This is a genomic window from Microcoleus sp. LAD1_D5, assembly GCF_036702115.1.
Classification (GTDB): domain Bacteria; phylum Cyanobacteriota; class Cyanobacteriia; order Cyanobacteriales; family Microcoleaceae; genus Microcoleus.
The window spans coordinates 1-19,500 of sequence record NZ_JAUBSA010000069.1; the positions used below are offsets into that span (position 1 = coordinate 1).

Below are 19,500 nucleotides of genomic sequence, written 5' to 3' on the forward strand. Positions count from 1 at the left end.
GTCTTACACGTTGTCAACGCCGAACGCGAGTCAAAGTCTTTTGAGGTAAGGGTTTTAGGCTTATTCAGCAAGCCCTACTTAATTTCTGTTAACTTTTTAACCCTACAGGAATTACAGGCTCAGCTTAAAAAGATGCGACCGCACCTACCGCCTCAACCTACCCACCAAATACTGATCTATCCGATCGCACCAAACCCGAATCACAGGCTCGCCAGAGTTTAGGGATGCGATCGCCTTTGACCTATCAAACTCTACCAGATCGAGCGATCGCCCTTTTAAATCCCACCATACCATAAACCGCTCCGCCGAAACTGGACTCGTAAACTCTTTGATTGACACAACTCGACTCGAACAAGTACCCCCTACCATGTCAACGTAGTGTTCTAACCAACTGAACTATGCGTCTGTTAATCACTTCAATTCATGACATTTTCCCAGACTATACTCAAAAGACATCTCCAATAATCAACTTGAAATCTTTGTACCGAGGTAGCTGAATCTTAATTTCCACAGATGTCTAATACTCTGCCTTACTCTATTTGATGAAGCAATAGCTCAATTGTCTCCACTAACGTTTCAGGCTTAACAGGCTTGGGAAGATGCCTGTGAAATCCGGCTGCTAGTGCTTGCTGTTGATTTGTCTCACCTGCATACGCTGTCAGGGCGATCGCGGGAATCTCTCCTCCCTCCTGTGTGGATAGTTGTCTGACTTGGTGAATCAACATATAGCCATCAATTTGTGGCATTCCAATATCAGCAATCAAAACATCTGGCTTAGATTCATTGAGCTTTTGTAGCGCATCTGTTGCTGAAGATACAGAGATAACTGTGGCTCCCGCTTGCTCCAAAATACATTGAACTAACTCTAAATTGTCTACTTCGTCATCGACGGCCAGGATACATAATCTAGCCAAGGGTGAAGTGTGAGGATTGAGTGCTCGATTGTCCTTGTGGTCAATGTTTACGTCATTGCTTCTGGCTGATAAGGGAAGTGTGACAGTAAATGTTGCTCCCTGTCCTTCTCCAAAACTTTCGGCTTTGACAATTCCACCATGTAGCTCAACGACGTGACGCACGATCGCTAATCCCAGCCCTAACCCACCAAATGTTCTCGTAATACTGCTATCGGCTTGTCGAAATGTGTCAAAGACATAGGGAATAAATTCTGGCTTAATCCCTTTTCCTGTATCCCTGACTTGAATTTGAGCATAGGAATCAATCGTTTTTAGCTCAACTTCAACTCGACCTCCTGTTGGGGTGAACTTAATGGCATTGGTGAGCAAATTCCAGACAACCTGTTGCAATCGGGTAGCATCTCCTAAGACATCGCCCACATTGGGTTCTAGCTGAGTTTGAATTTGAATGTTTTTCGCTTCGGCGGCTAAATGAACTGTTTCGATCGCAGCTTTAAGAGTTGTTTTCAAATTAATAGGAGTAGAGTTCAAACTCAGCTTGCCTTGCAGAATGCGAGAAATATCCAGCAAATCCTCAATCAGTTGAACTTGCAACTCGGCGTTGCGTTCAATTGTTTCGAGGGCTACCGCCGTCTTGCCAGAATCCAGGGTTCCCCTTCGCAGCAGCCGAGTCCAACCCAGAATCGGATTCAACGGAGTTCGCAATTCGTGCGACAAGACAGCTAAGAACTCATCTTTAATTCGGTTAGCTGCTTCTGCTTGTGCTCGTGCTTGCGATTCTGACTCGTAGAGCCGTGCTCGGTCGATCGACTGCGCCGACTGCTGTGCCAGTGCCAAAACGAAACCGCGATCGCTCTCGGAAAGTCGGGGAACGGTCGAAAAACTCAGCGACAGTCCACCAACGGCTTGTCCTTCAATCAGTAATGGCACTGAAATCCAGGCTTTTGAACCAACCTTGGCATAGGCTTGAGCTAAATCAGGATAACGGGCAATTCGGTTTTCGATAGTTTCTAGCCAAACAGGTTGCCCACTTCGCACGGCTTCTGCGAGAGGATAGGGTGCATGAATCGAAAAACTGCGCTGAAATTCTCCTACGTGCTCATACCCGATCGCTTGAATAATCTCCAGTTCGCTTGCATCCTGGTTTAATACCGCAACCAAACCACAACTTGCTCCCAGTGCGGACATTCCCTGTTCAATAATGACCTGAGCCACTTGAGCCGAGGTTAGCGATTCAGACAAAGCTGTCATCACCGCCAGCAGTCGAGCCGTCCGGTTAGCAGCGAGTTCGGCGGCTAATTTCGCTTGTTGTGTTTCATTATAGAGACGAGCGTTATCAATGGCGATTGCTGCTCGCTGAGCCAAATCTTCAGCCAAGGGAATGTCTTCCCGGCGATAGTGGCGATCGGATTCAGTAAACACAAAGGTAATGCTACCCAACACGCGCCCGCGTGCCTGTAGCGGTGCAATGATGCAGGACTTTAACCCAACTCCACGTAAGATTTCCAGGTATTCAGGATTCGGCACTGTGGCAACTAACTGTTCATCTGTAATCTCAATCGCAATTTCAACCTGTCCTGTTTGTATGACTTTAGCAATACCATACCCATCATCGAGATGTCGGGGAAAGCGTTGAGCCAACTCCCAGCCAAACTTCACTTTTTCGGGATCTGAATGAGCAACTGCAACCCGATCTATTGTGCGATCGTCATTCAGCAGATCGACACTACACCAATCTGCAAAATAAGGAACTGCCAGCTTTGCAACGCTTTGGAGAGTTTGTTCATACTCTAGTGAAGAGGAAAGGACAGCACTCACTTGGGCTAAAAATGCTGATTTTTGTTGAGAACTCTCTGCTACAGCACGGGCTGCCTGTTCTTGAACAAGCTGTAGTCGTTCGTCTTCGGTTTGCTTGCGTTCAGTAATGTCGCTGAAAGCAGCAATGATATTGATAATTTGTCCCTCTGCGTCCAACAAAGGGGAAGCATTGATCGAGAGAATACGGAGAGTTCCATCGGCATGGCTAATGCCATGTTCAATACCATAAACAGGCTCACCTGTTTGCATCACCCTCGCAAACGGCAGTTCCTCTTCTGGGAAAGGATGACCCTCCACGGTTGTAATGAACCAGGATGGATCGTTATAGCCTCGCTCCACAATGTCGCTGCGAGTCAATCTTAAAATCCTCTCTGCTGCCCTATTTGCGGCTATAATCTGTCCGGTAGAATCTAGAATAGTTATGCCATCAGGAATAGTTTGGAAGATGCTGGATAATTGCGCTTCACCCTCACGCAGAGCAGTTTCTGCCTGCTTGCGTCGTGTAATGTCGTGCATCACGACAACTGCACCCTGTTTTTCGCCGTTTGCGGCAATAATTGCCTGTCCAGTTGCTAACAGCATTCGCGCAGTTCCCTGCTGCGGAACAATCATCATTTCCACATCGCGAACGTTGTGTCCTTGCAATGCCTGAAACAGGGGAATATCCTCTTTATTCATGGGTGTTTTGCCGTCGGGCAAATACAAGTTATAATACTGGGCCCATTGCTCCGGTGGAACTGGCTGCTGAGGTACTCCATGAAAATCTTTAGCTGCTTGGTTAAATACTGTCAATATGCCCTCGGCATCGCAAGCTACAATGCCAGCTTGAACGTTGTTTAGAATTGCCTTCAAAAAGTCCTGTTTTTTCTGAAGAGTGGCTTCCACCTGCTGGCACTTGGCGATTTCGGCTTTCAATTGTCGATCGCGTGACGATGTTTCAGTCGTGTCTTGGAAGTAAATAAGTAAGCCATCTTCACTCTTGATGAGGCGAATTCTCAACCACTTGTTGAGTGAGGGGTAGTGTTCTTCAAACTCGATCGCCGTTTGCGTTGCGATCGCTTGATGACAATACTTATATAGCTCAGAGGTAAGATCGACCGAAAATACTGTCCTTATATTTTTGCCGATTAGGTGTTGCCGCTTACTGTTTAAAAGCTGCTCTGCTTTATGGTTGACATAGGTGCAGTGCCACTCTGAATTAATAGAAATGAAGGCCTCAGCCATGTGATCTACTATCACCGCAAATCGTGCTTCTAGTGCTTGGCAGTCCGTACATAGCTCTTGAGGAAAATTTACAGTAAGCTCTTCTCGATGATTCAAGGAGTTTGTACGTTCTACATTCATTGCGGTTCGTCCTGCCTATTTACCTATTATGCCAGCTATTGTTAGGGAATCAAGATATACAAGACTTACGCAGAGATCCCCCTAGCCCCCTAAAAAAGGGACTTTGACTGTTCCCGCCCCTAAAAAAGGGGGGCGCCAGGGCGATCGGGGTTTTAGGCTTTTGGTGCGTAAGTCCTAATATATAGTATGCCCAAAACCTCAGCCATTCAGTTTTTAAGCAAACGGGCGAGCCTCTTCGAGGGCTTTGCTAACGCAACTCATGCCAGAGCACCGCTAAAAATTCGTCTTTAATCCGGTTAGTGGCTTCTGCTTGGGATCGTGCAAGGCTCACGGCTTCTAACAGTTATGCTTTTTCTTGTTCTGCTTGCTTGCCCTTTGTTCAGGGATGGCGATCGTGCCTACGAGAATCAAGCTAGCGTTTCTTTAACACCGAACTCATGCAAACTACACAACTGCTGAGCAACAGCCTCGACAAAACGTGGCGACTCTGCCCTAGACATATTCTGTCATTCCTAATTGAGAATGCCAAATCTACAAGTTTGGTGGTAGAAACAACAAAACCCGCTTTGTGGGCGGGTTTTAGGTATGGACTCCACTGAACTCGAACAAGTGACCCCTACAATGGCATTGTAGCGCTCTAACCAACTGAGCTATGCGATCGCCTCAGCACTTATCCACCGTTAAAAATTTGCTTAGCGGTCAAATTCAACTCGGGAAATACCGCTGATTCAATTCTTTCATCTCCCCGAAACAGCTTAATTTGATACTCACCCTCTACTAACTGATAAACCGATAAAGTAGGCTGTTTCGGATAACCAATATAACGGCTACCCCCTAAACCCAAATAATCTACAATCCAATATTCAGGAATGCCTAATGCTTCATAATCAATCATTTTATGTGCATAATCATCGCGCCAATTTGTGCTGACAACTTCAATAACTAATCTAACCGAATTTTCCTGAGTAATAACTGATTCTCTTTCCCATCGAGACTCATTGGCTTCTACGGCTTGTTTATCTAATACAATCACATCGGGATCGTAGCCATAGTTATCGTTAAATTTAATTGTACATTCCTTCGGAATAAAGTAAGGAAGTTGTAATCGCCTGATTTCTAAACCCAATTCTATCGCTTGAAAACCCGCGCTCGCTGAATGTTTACCAGTTGGATTTGGCATTTCAACAATAACTCCGTTATGTAATTCATAGCGTCCGTTTTCGGGTTTTCCTTCCAGAAATTCATCAAAACTCATTAACTTCGATATCGCTTGAGTCATGGTAAATTCTCCAATGCTCTAATATCATTTGATTCTGATTCAGTAGGGTGCGTCAGATTTTTAAGTGAATTATCTAACTAATAGGTTAATTGTCTAGCGAAAGACCAGACTCTCGGTAGCACGGCAAACCTAAAACCCTTGATTTATAAATGATGGAAATTCATGGACACAACTGGACTCGAACCAGTGACCCCTACGATGTCAACGTAGTGCTCTAACCAACTGAGCTATGCGTCCTCACGAATTCCTAATGTAGCAGAACATTCGATCGCCTGTCAAGCATAAATATGAGATTTTTTAAGCCGGCACTCTTGACATCGCCCCTAATGCCCAATCCCCCGCCAAATCTTCACAGTTCGATCGCCCGCACCGCTAGCCAAACTCCCCCCATCCGCACTAAACGCCACCGACAAAACCTCCCCCCCGTGGCCCGTCAGAATTTCCAGCAAACCTCCCGTACCCGCATCCCACAAATAAATCGTGCCATCCCGACTCCCCGTCGCCAAAACCCGACCATCGGGACTCAACGCCAGACACAAAACATCCCCAGAATTGTCCCTCATACTCCGCAGCAGCGTCCCTCGCCCCTGTGCATCCACCCGCCACAGCTTCGCCGTACCGTCCCGACTGCCGGTAGCCAAAATCAATCCTTCTCCTACTCCCCCCCTTACCAAGGGGGGGCTGGGGGGGGTCTGACCGGCAAGGGAGTTGGGGGAGTTCGCAGCAAAAACGATCGCCCGCACCCAATCCCCGTGTTCGGCCAGAGTACAAATCGATCGATTATTTTGCCAATCCCACAACTGCACAGTCTTGTCCCGACTGCCACTCGCCAAAAACTCCCCGCCAGCACTAAAAGCCACCGCCTCCACCCCGCCAGCGTGACCAGTCAAAGCCGACATCCGCCTTCCCTTATTCAAATTCCACAACTGCACAGTTTTGTCCCGACTGCCGCTAGCCAAAATCTGGCCATCCCGACTAAACGCCACAGCAGCAACCCTGTCAGAATGACCAGCCAAAGCGTACCACCACTTACCCTTATTCAAATCCCAAATATGAATCATTTTGTCCCGGCCGCCACTAGCCAAAGTCGCGCCATCAGGACTAAACGCCACACAAGTCACCCAGTCAGAATGACCCGTAAGAGTGTACCACCGCTTACCCGCATCCAACTTCCACATCTCAATCGTCTTGTCCTCACTGCCGCTAGCTAAAGTCGCGCCATCAGGACTGAAAGCTACCGAGGTGACAGCATTAGAATGCCCTACCAGAGTATGAACACACCTCCAAGTAGGCGCGCGTGCGGGCCGGGCCCGCTGCATCGGCGGCACAGGTATAATTGTGCCTGCAACCGTTGGCGGCACTGCATTCTGCACCACAGGCGTCCTCTGCGGCACGGAAATTGTAGGCGCTGGTAGGGGCGGGGGCACCGTGCCCGCCCCCGCCGACTGCTGCGGCTGCAAATCTTTCAATACCTCAGCTACGGATTTGTAGCGCCGACTGAGACTTGGTTCGATCATTTTGTCGAGGATGCGACTTAATTTCGGATCGATTGGAACCTTCAAAAAGTCTCGCCAAACCCAAGCATCTTGATTGATATCGAACAAATCAAAAGAAGATATTTGAGTCAGCAAATAAATGCAAGTTACTCCCAAACTATACAAATCACTGGCATAAACCGCTTGACCTCTAATTTGTTCCGGCGCGACGAATTCGGGAGAACCGATGACTGTACCGGTTTCTCTCAAACCCTCCACAAGTTTTGCAGCGCCAAAATCAACTAAAACTAATTCCCCGGTTAATGTTGGATAAGTATAAATGATGGGAGTTTGAGAAATGCGACGCCGGATAATATTGGGCGGTTTAATATCTCGGTGAATTACACTACGATCGTGCACGAACTGCAATACTGGCAATAAATCCTTCAGGAGACTGAGAATCTGACTTTCGCTGAAAGGCCCAGTCCGCGCCAACTCTTCCTGTAAATTCTGACCTTCTATAAATTCCTGTACCAAATACTGATAGCGTTCCTGCTGAAAGTGCGCCAACAGTTCGGGAATTTGCGGGTGTTTCCCCAACTCGTCCAGCCGCACCGCTTCTCGGTTGAATAATTCTGCTGCTTTTTCGCTGCTGCTGGTACCTTGGGATAGGGGGAAAAACTGTTTAATTGCACAGCGCGGTTTTGAGGGTTTGTCTTGGTCTATTGCTAAAAAAGTGCGACCGAAACCACCGCGCCCGAGGGGTTTGATGGCGCGGTAACGCTCTCTGAGCAACAGTTTGGAGCCGCAATTCAGGCAGAATTGGGTACGATCGGCATTTTGCGGCTTTTGACAGGCGGGGTTTAGGCAGTAACTCATAACTGAACCGAGAAGGAATCAGCAGCACATCTCTATGATACTGAGGCACAAGGGCGATCGACTCTCGCGTTACAATTATAATCTTGGACGCACGGGCCACCAGAAACCGGGTTTTTAACCAAAATATTTGCTTAAAACTTTCAATCTCGGTTCAAAAAGCCGATTTCTTTGTTCGGGTGCATAAGTCCTAAATTAGAAATTAAAGAACTGAAGTCCTTATTACAAACTGGTTAGTAGTTATGACTTTAATCCTCAGAATTTAAGATGTCGCTTTCACTTCCAGAGCATACTCTTTAAACCTTTCCAAGTCAGCCATAAGAGTTGATTCAACTACTCGCGCTAGAAATGAATTGTCCATCAATTTTGCCAGCCAGCCGGGAACTCCATAAGCTACCGTCAGTTTGACAATGCTGCTGTTTTTGCGATCGTAAAATCTTATCGCACCCCGATTTGGCAAACCGTCTACCGATTCCCACTGAATAATCTGATTCGGCACTACTTTGAGAATCCGAGAAAGCCAGCTAAATTCTAACCCGCCAGTTGCGAGTTTCCAGCGCGACAATTCCGGGTTGTCTTCGAGAATGCGAACTGATTCGATCCACTTCATCCAGCGCGGCATTTGCTCTAAGTCTGACCAGAGTTGCCACGCTAATTCGATGGGAATTGCTACTTCTACTTGGACGCTGTGTTCTAACCAATCAGTCATGCGATTTTAGATTTTAGATTTTAGATTTTGGATTTCTCGTTACTAGGCCCTGCCGATTGGTGTCAACTTAAGCTTTTAGTCCGCCACTCCGCCAGGGAATGAATTCCACGGGGCTTATAGCTAAAGTCCTCTTAAGAGGACTAATGAGTTCTTCAGTCAAGAAAGAGAGGACTTTAGCTTTGATGGAGGGATTGAAACCCCTGCCGGACGATTGGTTTTACGTGTTTGTTATCAGGAATGGGCAGAGCCTGGGAACGAGAGAAAACGAGAGAGGACTAATGATTAATGACTGTAAGCTTCAAGAATTGCCTTAGCCGCTTGATGGCCTGAAAGTGTCGCTCCTTCCATACTATCAATGTAGTCTTGCTGAGTGTAACTTCCTGCTAGAAAGAAATTGGCGATCGGAGTTTTTTGAGCAGGGCGGAAAACATCCATTCCCGGTGCTTCGCGATACAAAGATTGAGCGAGCTTAACTACGCTGTACCAAGTCATGTTTAATTCCCGCGCTGACGGGAATAAATCCTGAACTTGCTTAAGTACGTGTTGGGCGATCGCCTCATTGCTTTGTTTAATAAACGGATCTCCCGGTGTCAGCACCAACTGCAACAGCGAACCTTTTCCTTCTTGATAATAATCCTTGGGACTTGTCAGTGCCAAATCTGCAAAACAAGAAAAATCTGCATCTGCTGAATATAGCAAATTATCGATTCCTACAGCGTGGCTCAACTGTTTGCGCTTGGCTTCGTCTTCCAGTTCCGTTACCCAACCGTCGAACCGCAATTGTACTGTAGCAACTGGCACCGCATCTAACTTATAAATGTTGTCAAATTCTGACCATTTGCGCCAAGCTGGGGGCAATATTTTCTGAATTCCTGGCACGTCGCAGGCGAAAAGGTAAGCGTCTGCGGTAATATTTTCTTCTGTTTCGCCGTTGGCTACTAGCAAGCCTGTCACCCGGGTTTCTTCGCCTTCTTCAAACTGAATTTCTCGGACTCTGCGCCGCGTGTGGATTTTGGCTCCTTTGCTTTCCAAATATTCCACAATGGGTTTGTGCAAATATTCGTTGGGAGAACCAGCCAGCATCCGCATCACAGAGGCTTCTGTTTTCGATGCAAAAAATTGAAATATTGTCAACATACACCGGGCAGAAATATTTTCAGTGTCGATAAAACCCAGTGCGTAGGCGATCGGATTCCACATCCTTTTGAGGGAGTTTTGGTTGCCACCTTGACTGCGGAACCAGTCAGCGAAGCTAATTTTATCCAAATCGCGGATAGTTTTCATTGCCCCGTCAAAGTCTATCAAACCTCGGACGATCGGGCTAGTTCCCAGGGCGATCGCATTTTGAATTTTGTCTTGTACGGATAGCTGAGATGTCGTGAAAAACGCCTTCAATCCGTGCAAAGGAGCACCCACGGGAAAGCGAAAATCCAAAGAACCGGTTTCGCCGCCTCGATTAATAAAAGTGTGGACGTGTTCTTTGAGGAGCAAATCGTCAAAAGCCCCCACTTTTTTCATCAGGGCAAATAAGTTATAATAGCAGCCGAAGAAGACGTGCAAACCCATTTCAACGTGATTGCCGTCGGGATCTACCCAACTGCCGACTTTACCGCCGACAAAGGGGCGGGATTCAAAAATTTCTACTTCGTGGCCAGCATCCACTAAATCGACTGCTGTGGTCATTCCAGCCAGTCCCGCACCTGCGATCGCAACCCGCATTTTACCTATCCTTTACAGTATTTTTACAAATTGTAACAAAATTTAGAATATTAGAAATATTATTAAAGTTCGTAAATGCCGATCGACACTTGTATAGCCCTCTGAACTATTGCTAGGACATCGGCACTAATTTGACCGTAAGGGCCTTGTTATAGGAATATCTGCCGCAAAGCAGAAACGTTTTCACATACAGCTAGAGAATCAGCTTGCAATCCTCCCTCACCCCCAGGAATCAAGACGCGAGTAGGATTTTCTACTCCTGCAAGGTTACTTGTGAAAGGAACAACAATGACAGAATCGGTAAACTCGTTGCGGATATCGGGAGAAACCACAATTACAGGTCTTTTTTTTTTGTACCTCCTAACTGACGCAAAGCCCTTGAAAAATAAATCTCACCTTGGCGGGGATAAGTTTTTGCTGTTGAGTTAGAGTCCATCGCTGCTCCATGTTTCTTCTATCTGTTCCTCTACAAAATTAAACCACTCTTTTTCATCTTCAATATCTTCTTGGCTGCGGTTTTGATAAAATTTCCGCAACTTATCTTCTATTTGTTTAGCGTACCAGAGACGGAGATCCTGCTCGATCGCCTCCGTCCAATCATCAGTAAGCTGGTCTATTTTCTCCGCGAATTCAGCATCAAGGGCGACTAACAATTCTCGCTTTTGAGTAGAATTTGACATAATCATTTTCCTTGCTCATTCAAAAAAAAAACTGATGACGGTTGACTGCTGACTAATGTCATTGGTTAGTGGTTATTGGTTATTAGCAGTCCCAAGCAATTAAAAACTGCCAACTGCCAACTGCCAACTGCCAACTGCCAACTGCCAACAGTCAACTAACTTCAAAACATCGGCATCAACTGAAGTGGCCCAATTCCCAACTCTTTAGCAGACACCCAGCGCACCTCAAGCAAAGCGATCATGTCCTTAAACTGAGGCTGACCGCGAGAAGCACCCATCAACCCTTTAGCAATAATTAAACCGCACCAACCGTTGGTTAATTTACAGCGGCGATCCCACTTCTTGCGAGCTTCCTGATGCACCGGATCGTCTTCATTAAACTCCCCAAACAAATACAGCTCCCCATTTTTAGTTTGCAAAATACCCAAGTCGTATTGCTCATCCTGAAAAGGATTTTCGCCCGGATTAAAACCAATCCCCTTCACGCCTCCAGCTTCTTTCAAATCCTGAATCATAGTTTTTGCCTTCGGATGAGAAGTTTGGATCATCACCACTGGCAAACCATCCCCGGCGGTATTAATATCACTTTCTGCACCTTGGTGGAACTGGACACTTTCGCGCAGGAACTCTACCGTTTCCCAAGGTACGGCGCCGAGACTCAAAAATGAATTTTGCGGCACCAAATCGTCCCGCAGCAGTGGCTTGTCAAATTCATCATCATCATCATCGTCATCATCGTCATCACCGAGCATCTGGAATAATTCGTCTGACACTTCGGGCATCGTCGAAACTTTAACGGATACCTGTTGAATTTCTCCGTCAGCCTGCGGAACTGGGATGCGGTAGCGGCTGCTAAGACTGGGAAACGTCTCTGCTCCCAATTTCCGGCGGCCGTTGCGGAAAAAGCGGTGAAATGCTTCCAGAGCAACTAACATCGTGAGGGCTTCTTCTTCGTAAAGAATCGATCGCAATCCTTCTAAAGGATGTAGGTTGCCGAAATTTGGTTCAATTTCCGATGGAGGCAACTCGGCTAAATCAATTTCTTCCTCGTCGTCCTCATCAATATCTGCTGCACTTTCAAAGGTAAGAAACAAACAGTCTTGCCCTAAAAAAGCCTGTTCTAAATCTTCAAAAGATTCATCATTATTGACGACTCGTTCTCGAAACCGCTTCAAGGATTCTAGAGAACGGTAAAGTAAAACTCCGTAATCCATTCTGCCTTGCCCCAATACGGACACGTAGAGGCTGGCGACATCCCACTGATTGATTTCAATAGATATAATTTGGTGTTCGCTCAAAGTCCGCCACGGAGCATCTTGCCAAATTTGAGCAGCTTTTTCCATTAAAACTTCAGCATACTGAGGGGGCAACTCAGGAGGTCTGTTGATTGCGACCTCTTCCATGCCGCGAAATATTTCGTCAATTAGGGGCAATTCCGGCACGTAGTCAATGGAAATGCCTAAATCTTGAAGTACGCCCCGCAGATAAAATTGAATTTCTCGGTTTTTGACTACTATTTTTTGGGGGCGGACTGCGGGAGCCGGACTTTGGGGATGTTCCATGGCCCGTAGCAGGGCCCGGACGATCGCCTCTGGGCCGGCATCTGGGCCTACCATGTCCATAGCCCTCACGACTCCTTCGGAGCCATCGACCCAGAGAATGCACTCGCCACCAGCTTCTAGAACGTCATCGTCATCTAGCATCATGTGCGAGTCAGCATTAGATAAGGGTCGGCGATCGCCCTCCCACACGCTGGGAATTTGAGGTAAGTTTTGTAGCCGACGAAGAGTAGAGCGATTCAGCGCTGCCATAGAGTAAGCCCGTTGGGTGAAGCATTGTTGCGGTGCCGGTAGCCGGTCAACCGCTGCTTCTCAATCATAAACCCTATAGGGGGAGAGGACATCGAGCTTGGGAACGAGGCTCCACGGGAATTAAAAATTAGAAGGTAAAAATTCTGCCTTCAGCATCTAACCGAAGGCCTTCTGGCGAATGCCTGTACAATGGAGGGATAAGATTAAACTCTTACCATTAGACAATCTCAGGAGTTCGGCAAATTATGACTCAAGCCATTTCTGAAAAGCGTGGAATTCAAATGACGGACTCTGCTGTCCGTCAAGTTTTAGCTCTGAGAGAGAAACAAGGTAAAGACCTCTGCTTGCGGGTAGGGGTGCGCCAGGGTGGCTGCTCTGGTATGTCCTACGTGATGGATTTCGCCGATCCCAGCACTGTGAAATCCGACGATGAAGTATTCGACTACGACGGTTTTCAGGTAGTTTGCGATCGCAAGAGCATTCTTTATCTCTACGGTTTGGTTCTCGACTTCAGCGATGCTATGATCGGGGGCGGCTTTCAGTTTACTAACCCCAACGCAACTCAAACTTGCGGTTGTGGCAGTTCTTTTTCTACATAAATCGGAAAAGAGGGCATGGGGCAGAAAGTTGTTAACTGCCCCATGCCCTTTTCCATGCAACATCCCAAATCTAAAATCTAAAATCGAATGACCCCTGAAGAATTGTTTAAAGACGGTTTCGATCGCTACCAAGCTGGCGAAGCCCCGGCTAATCTGATCCCCGTGTTTAAAGAAGTGTGCGAAAAAGCTCCCAAAAATGGCAATGCCTGGGCTAGCCTCGCGTGGCTCTACCTGTTGGAAAATAAACCTGCACCGGCTCAAAAGGCAGCGAAAACAGCCGTTAAATTGAACCCTCACGACCCCCAAGCTCGCATCAACCTAGCAGTAGCCATCCTCGATCTCAAAGAAAAAGGAGTGCGGCCCCATGTAGAAGTGGCTCAGCAACTCCTGATGGCTTCGGAAGAGTTGCTAGACGAAGTTAAGAAAAATTTTGAAGAAGGATTAAACAGAAAACCCGACTGGAAGAGTCTCGCCCGCGTTAAACAGTGGCTTCTGGAGCCGTAACCCCGCAAAAAAGTCGATTTTGGAGCGGGGATCGAGGAAATCGGCTTTGCGGTTTATTACGACATCGTAATAAATCAATAAATAACTTTATGGAAAACTCAGGAAGTCAGTGCTAGTATTTGAAAACTTAGACGATTGCCAAATCCGCTCAGCGGTTTTCAGATTTTATTAGGATAATACTAGGAGTTGTAAAAACATGAGCACTGACAGCCACGTTAACATCAAACCAGCAACCCGCAACCACAAAGGTTTCTTTATTCAGCCAGCTTCTTACAAGTTGATGAGCATCGATAAATCCGGCTGGGCATTGATTTGCATGGACAAAGCAGTTTGTCACTATGTAGATCCTGATGATTTGCAATTGCCGAATAAATCGGGAATGTCTGAAGGTTAATTCTGAAGTTTTGAGAGACTTTAAGATGCTTTATTTGAGTAGCTGCCCTCTATGGAGGGCAGCATCTTTTTTTTTGTCAGGAAAAACTCCGGCAACGCGCAGTGAATCGGGATTTAAGGGATAGAAGGATAGAAGGAAGAATTACCGATTACAAATTAGCGATTACAAATTCCCTAATTGTTAGATTTGAAGGCAAAAAGCATCTCCAACTCAGCAGTTGTCGGTTGTATAGAAGCTGTGGCTACGCTAACTCCTCGGAGAGAATTGAGCAATTCAGCAGCGGGCGGCGAAACTAAATTTGGCTGTACTGCAAGCAAATATTGGTTAGCCCAAGACATGGTTTTTTCCATATCTATGTAAAAGTAACCTTGATTGGCCCGCGGTAAAGAAGTGGCGATCGCCTGAAAACTCGGACTACTGCTTAGGGGTTGTGGTGGCGTCGAAGTAATCACATCAACTAAAGGCCCGCCGAAAGCTACAAACACAGAATTTTCATTCAGCCAACCGTGCCCGAATAAAGTGCCTTGCTGGGGTATTTGCCACTCCGTAACCTCTTTGCCCTCAACGGTTCTAGGGGCGACGCTGACTGTAGGATTGCTTTTGGCGATCGCATCGAGTTTTTTCAGGGTTGCTTCTGCAGCAGGGCGATCGCTCGTTTCAAAAATCATCGCCGCCCCCATGCCCAACTGAGACAAAATGCCTTGATTGGAACCGATCGCCCCGATCGCAAATTCCCCATTCATCCAACCAAAAACATCACGATCGGCATCCAAATCCAACCGCTTAAAACTATCCCTCACCTGCTGAACTCCCCTGTCAACCTCCGGGCTATCTTGTGCCTCAGCGGTTGCTTGCGACCAAATTTGATCGATTCCCTTGCCGCCAACTAAAGCAATAGTTTCATCCGGAAATCTGGGCAACAATTTCGATGCGAATTGTGGAGTTTGCTGCACGAATTTAGGGTCTAACTGAGCAATAGTTTTTACCCTCAATCCCGCACTATCCGCCCCAATTCCCGCAACCAAAGACTTAACTTGTTTGAACTGCGAAAACACTGTCCAAGGCAACTGGATATCTGCGGGCAAATTAGCTTTCAATTGCTCAATTGCCGCCCGATAGTCAGCAATATAAACAGTTGCGATCGGATTCTTGACACCAGCACTCTCTGCAAAAAACTTAGTTGTGCTCTGCTGCGTAGCGAGGGAGGGTTCTCCTTTAAAAGTATCGATCGCCAATTCCACAGGCTTTTTCAAAGGAGCCATCACTAATTGGTCGTTCAGCAAAGCCACACTGTAGCGCTTGCCAGTTGGCTCTGCAATCTCAAAAATTTTAACTCCTTTATACTCGGTTTCTTGAGTAGTTGCACCGGGCTGAGATTTTAATTTATTAGCAAAATTCCAAGCGCTAATTTTATTTTTCACGCTGACTACTACCAGCAGTTTTGGAGGCTCTGTATTCGTCACAGCATCAGGGGGCAACAAAGCGACCATCACCCCCCCCAGCCAAGGCTTTAAGTCCCTGTCAAAGTCGATTTGAGTGCCTGCCAAGCTTTGTTCTTGAAAGGCGTTCAAACCCTGACCGATCAACTTTTGAGCCCCTGGCGTGCCAAATCGCTGCAACTGGGCCAAGGCTTGGGGATTTGGGGAGATGAACGCGGCCATCATTGCTTCGTCGGGTACAACTTTGGCGCTGTCTTGAGGGTTGGATACTTGTTGGCTCAAACCCTGGAAGTAAAAGTAGACCGCAGCGCTACCTGCTGCGACGATGGAGGCAGCAATTAGAAGCTTTGATTTTTTTGCAGGCATGGTTTGTGTTCCTCGCGTCCCATATCAGTTTAATCAAAATACAGAAAGCTTGTGGGGAGGCGATCGGGCCGGCGCTCTAGTTTTGTATAATTCACAACAAGTTTGGACGATCGTCTAAACTACTAAAAATGTGCATTGCGGGTAAAAGATGAAAGTAGCGATCGCGGGAGCAACGGGATTTGTAGGTAGCAGGCTGGTGGAGAAGCTGCAAGCTGCAGGACATCAAGTGGTGGTTTTAAGCAGGGATGCGGCGAAGGCTGGCCGAGTTTTTCCGGCTTCAGCTTATCCGAATTTGGAAGTTGTCGCCTACACTCCAGCGGAGTCTGGTGATTGGCAAAAGTCGATCACGGGCTGCGACGCTGTTGTCAATTTAGCAGGAGTGCCGATTGCGGAGGAAAGGTGGACCCAGGCGCGCCAGCAAGCAATTCTGGACAGTCGCAGACTGACGACGGCAAAATTGGTCGAGGCGATCGTCAATGCTAATCCTAGACCATCGGTGTTTGTTAGCGCATCGGCGATCGGCTATTACGGAACCAGCGAAACCGCTGAATTTGACGAAACTAGCCCTGCTGGGGATGATTTTTTAGCAGCAGTTTGCAAAGACTGGGAAGCAGCAGCCCAACCTGCAAAAAATGCGGGAACGCGGCTAGCAATTTTGCGGCTGGGGATAGTTTTGGGAATGGGAGGCGCGCTGGCAAAAATGCTACCCCCTTTTAAACTATTTGCAGGCGGGCCGATTGGGACAGGAAAACAGTGGTTTTCTTGGGTTCATCGCGAGGATGTGGTTGATTTAATTTTGTACGCTTTGCAAAATCCGCAAGTTGAAGGTGTTTTGAATGCGACAGCACCGAATCCCGTGCGGATGAATGAATTGTGTCAAACTTTAGGAGAAGTTTTGCAGCGACCTTCTTGGTTGCCGGTGCCAAGTTTTGCTTTAGAAATGCTGTTGGGAGACGGGGCAAAACTTGTTCTGGAAGGGCAGAAAGTGTTGCCTAAACAAACTTTAGCTAGCGGTTTTCAATATCAATATCCGACGCTAAAATTAGCACTCGAAGAGATTTTATCGGCAAGTTAAATTCCCTCGTTACCCTCGTTTCCAGGCTCTGCTCATTGGTGACAACTTAAGCCTCCAGTCCGCTCTTAGACTTAAGTCCCTGGCTAATAGCTTAAGTCAACAGCGAGGAGGACTAATAAGTTTAAAAGTCTTCTTCTGGGTTCTCCTCGCTGTTGACTTAACGGGACTTAAACAAGTTTTAAGCCCAAATAAAGCCCAAACTGGCTTTATATGAAGCAAGTACGTCCGTATTTTCTTGCAACCAGCCAAAAAATCTGTAAGATATAGCGGTTCTAAAAGCTAATAAGGCAGAGCATAAATGTCGTGAAAGGTTGGTTAGCCCACTGCCGACGTAACCCTCCTGTTAACTGATGCCAAATGATAAAAGTATAAGCACCAAATACTAATATCAAAAGTCGATTCAGGCTTTTCCTGCTGCTCACTTGATATTCTTTTAGCCCTAGCCAGCATGAGAGCCTCACGGTAAAACACTTCCACCCACTTACGTTGGGAGTAAGTTGTTATACTAATTCTAAAAAATCATGCAACAGTAGCTGTAGGGTGCATACAGTCTTTCAGGAAACAAACCAAAAACTCATAACTGTTGCATGATTTTGGAGAATTGGTATTACTATCCATGATGCTGTTGCCCGCGAGCGTGGCAGCATTAGTCACTAAATAATCCACTTCTGTTGCGGTGGAACCGGTCGGAGCATTCATGACGATAGCGACTGTTTTTGATATAAGTTTGCCCTGAAATATCCGCCGTTTAAGCATCGCCCAAGAGCGTTGCAGCACTCAACAGAGCAACAGCCCCTTCCTCCTCCAAAGGTCGCGCAAAAAAGTACCCTTGATAGGAACTGCATCCCAAAGAACGGAGTATAATTAGTTGCTCTTGCGTCTCCACCCCTTCTGCGATTGCCTCTAATTCCAAAGAACGGGCCAAATTTAAAATCGCCTCCAGCAAAGTCAAATTTTTCCCTCCTTCCTCCAGGCAGCAAACAAAAGAGCGGTCAATTTTGAGAGTATCAATCGGCAGCAATTGTAAGTAAGATAAATTTGAATAACCCGTGCCAAAATCATCCAAACACACCTTAACCTGCCGAGCTTTCAATAGCTCTAGCACCCCAGCAGCCTCCTCAGCATTCTCCATTAAAACACTCTCGGTAATCTCTAACTTCAAAAATTCGCCCTTTAAGTTATGCACTCGCAGCAGTGAGTCTAAAAGCGGTAACAAATTAGGAGCAAATAGCTGAAGTCCCGATAAATTAACACTCATATTTAAAGGTAAATAGTCAGGGAATTGCAACTGCCATTTACTTAAACAAGCCACTGCTTCCGACAGTACCCACTCCCCTAGTGCCACAATCAAACCCGTTCTTTCCGCCACTGGAATAAACACGCTCGGAGAAACCAAGCCGCGGGTCGGATGCCGCCATCTTACCAACGCTTCAAACCCCACTATTTGACCAGTTATAAAAGATACAATTGGCTGATAGTTCAGGTAAAACTGTTGTAAATTAATTGCATTTTGCAAGTCATTTTCTAACTGGAGTTGCTCTAAAGCTCTTGACTGCATACCAGCATCAAATACAACAGTGCTACCAGCACCCCGAACAAAAGCCTCATGTCTAGCCGCGTCAGCCGCCCGCAGCAAATCTTCCGGCTCTTCTGTGCCAATTGCACCTAAAGCAATGCCAATACTAACGCTAGAAAAAACAGCAGTTCCATTTAAGTTAGACGGCATTTCTAATGCTTGACGAATGTGTTCTGCTGCATCTAAAGCTAACTGAGAATTAGTAATATTTGCCAGCCAAATCGCAAACGCATCTTCTCCCACTCTTGCTATAAGATTCATATTCAAAGCCCAAGCCTCTAACCGCCGTGCTACTTCTACTAGCAACTGCTCTCCTCTAGAATGACCTAAGCTATATTTAACAACTTGATAACGGTTAAGAGTCAGCAATAAAATAGCTTCTAAATGACCCAGTTCTATTATAGAATTCCTGCCACTACGCATCTCCTTTAAGAGCAAATTACGGTTAGGTAAACCTGTCAGATCGTCGTAAAATGCTTGGTAACAGATTTGTGCAGTCGCTGTAGCAAGTTCCTGCTCTTTTTCCCTAGCAAGTCGCACAAACTCTAAAGTTTTATTAATTGTAATTTTTAAGTCATCCAAATCAATAGGCTTCGTTAAAAAATCAAAAGCACCCCGATTCATAGCTGTCCTAATATTTGGCATATCCCCGTAAGCTGAAACCACTACAGCTTTGAGCGTCGGATCAATAGCTGGCAGATTCTCTAGCAAAGTTAAACCGTCCATTTCGGGCATACTAATATCAGTTAGCACCAAGTCAAAGGAGCCATCAGCTTGCAGTTTATCCAAAGCTTGAACTCCATTAAGTGCAAAATCAAACTCAAATTCTTGAGTGCTGATTTGATGCCGAAATAGCTGAAGGATTACATATTCTAAAAGTGGTTCGTCATCAATTACTAAGATTTTAGCTGTCATGGAATTG

Annotated in this window: 15 protein-coding genes, 3 tRNA genes and 1 pseudogene; 4 read left to right on the top strand and 15 right to left on the bottom strand. The window is 46.4% G+C overall.

All coding sequences use genetic code 11. From position 1 onward, the window contains the following. Positions 1-144: 144 nt before the first annotated feature. The 12 genes from QUA70_RS22820 to QUA70_RS22875 all read right to left on the bottom strand — a co-directional run bounded on the left by QUA70_RS22820 (position 145) and on the right by QUA70_RS22875 (position 12,625). Entirely contained in the window at positions 145-339 is a 195-nt protein-coding gene (locus QUA70_RS22820) for a hypothetical protein (RefSeq protein WP_333350103.1), read from the bottom strand. Then, positions 333-406: transfer RNA gene (locus QUA70_RS22825), tRNA-Val, on the bottom strand. Before QUA70_RS22825 ends, QUA70_RS22820 begins: the two co-directional genes overlap by 7 nt. Positions 407-530: 124 nt before the next feature. Then, entirely contained in the window at positions 531-4,076 is a 3,546-nt protein-coding gene (locus tag QUA70_RS22830; protein WP_333350105.1) for a PAS domain S-box protein, read from the bottom strand. A gap of 586 nt (positions 4,077-4,662) precedes the next feature. Next, positions 4,663-4,728, bottom strand: a tRNA-Gly gene (locus QUA70_RS22835). 18 nt (positions 4,729-4,746) lie between these two features. Beyond that, a complete protein-coding gene (locus tag QUA70_RS22840) occupies positions 4,747-5,355 on the bottom strand; it encodes a Uma2 family endonuclease (protein ID WP_333350106.1) in 609 nt (202 codons plus the stop codon). Between the two features lie 163 nt (positions 5,356-5,518). Then, positions 5,519-5,592, bottom strand: a tRNA-Val gene (locus tag QUA70_RS22845). An 86-nt stretch (positions 5,593-5,678) separates the two neighbouring features. Further along, a complete protein-coding gene (locus QUA70_RS22850; protein ID WP_333350109.1) occupies positions 5,679-7,709 on the bottom strand; it encodes a serine/threonine-protein kinase in 2,031 nt (676 codons plus the stop codon). 259 nt (positions 7,710-7,968) lie between these two features. After that, the gene (locus QUA70_RS22855; protein WP_190662856.1) at positions 7,969-8,415 is read right to left on the bottom strand and encodes an SRPBCC family protein; all 447 of its coding nucleotides are present in this window, start codon (positions 8,413-8,415) and stop codon (positions 7,969-7,971) included. A 282-nt stretch (positions 8,416-8,697) separates the two neighbouring features. Beyond that, positions 8,698-10,134 carry a 9,9'-di-cis-zeta-carotene desaturase gene (gene zds / locus QUA70_RS22860; protein WP_333350111.1) on the bottom strand — a complete coding sequence of 479 codons (1,437 nt, stop codon included), beginning with the start codon at positions 10,132-10,134 and terminating at the stop codon, positions 8,698-8,700. Positions 10,135-10,283: 149 nt separating this feature from the next. Continuing rightward, positions 10,284-10,466 (bottom strand): type II toxin-antitoxin system PemK/MazF family toxin, encoded by a 183-nt coding sequence (locus QUA70_RS22865; RefSeq protein WP_333350113.1) that lies wholly within the window; start codon positions 10,464-10,466, stop codon positions 10,284-10,286. A 93-nt stretch (positions 10,467-10,559) separates the two neighbouring features. Next, entirely contained in the window at positions 10,560-10,814 is a 255-nt protein-coding gene (locus QUA70_RS22870) for a hypothetical protein (protein WP_333350115.1), read from the bottom strand. A 161-nt stretch (positions 10,815-10,975) separates the two neighbouring features. Beyond that, positions 10,976-12,625: a DUF6930 domain-containing protein gene (locus QUA70_RS22875; protein WP_333350117.1), complete on the bottom strand. Its 1,650-nt coding sequence runs from the start codon at positions 12,623-12,625 to the stop codon at positions 10,976-10,978. A gap of 245 nt (positions 12,626-12,870) precedes the next feature. On the opposite strand from QUA70_RS22875, the gene QUA70_RS22880 reads away from it, so the two are divergent. The 3 genes from QUA70_RS22880 to QUA70_RS22890 all read left to right on the top strand — a co-directional run bounded on the left by QUA70_RS22880 (position 12,871) and on the right by QUA70_RS22890 (position 14,122). Continuing rightward, a complete protein-coding gene (locus QUA70_RS22880) occupies positions 12,871-13,224 on the top strand; it encodes a HesB/IscA family protein (protein ID WP_006632680.1) in 354 nt (117 codons plus the stop codon). Positions 13,225-13,311: 87 nt separating this feature from the next. Beyond that, positions 13,312-13,728, top strand: coding sequence for a tetratricopeptide repeat protein (locus QUA70_RS22885; RefSeq protein ID WP_242716671.1), 417 nt, complete (start codon positions 13,312-13,314; stop codon positions 13,726-13,728). A 196-nt stretch (positions 13,729-13,924) separates the two neighbouring features. Then, entirely contained in the window at positions 13,925-14,122 is a 198-nt protein-coding gene (locus tag QUA70_RS22890) for a hypothetical protein (RefSeq protein WP_006632682.1), read from the top strand. A 173-nt stretch (positions 14,123-14,295) separates the two neighbouring features. Here the strand turns inward: QUA70_RS22890 and QUA70_RS22895 are convergent, their stop codons facing one another. Then, on the bottom strand, positions 14,296-15,927 hold the full coding sequence (locus QUA70_RS22895) for a DUF3352 domain-containing protein (protein WP_333350118.1): 1,632 nt from the start codon (positions 15,925-15,927) through the stop codon (positions 14,296-14,298). A 148-nt stretch (positions 15,928-16,075) separates the two neighbouring features. On the opposite strand from QUA70_RS22895, the gene thyD reads away from it, so the two are divergent. Then, a complete protein-coding gene (gene thyD / locus QUA70_RS22900) occupies positions 16,076-17,002 on the top strand; it encodes a thylakoid membrane protein ThyD (protein ID WP_333326119.1) in 927 nt (308 codons plus the stop codon). A 178-nt stretch (positions 17,003-17,180) separates the two neighbouring features. Here the strand turns inward: thyD and QUA70_RS28660 are convergent. Continuing rightward, positions 17,181-17,719 (bottom strand): annotated as a pseudogene (locus tag QUA70_RS28660) (hypothetical protein); the annotation flags it as partial. Between the two features lie 31 nt (positions 17,720-17,750). Then, positions 17,751-19,493, bottom strand: coding sequence for an EAL domain-containing protein (locus QUA70_RS22915; RefSeq protein WP_333350120.1), 1,743 nt, complete (start codon positions 19,491-19,493; stop codon positions 17,751-17,753). Between the last annotated feature and the right edge of the window lie 7 nt (positions 19,494-19,500).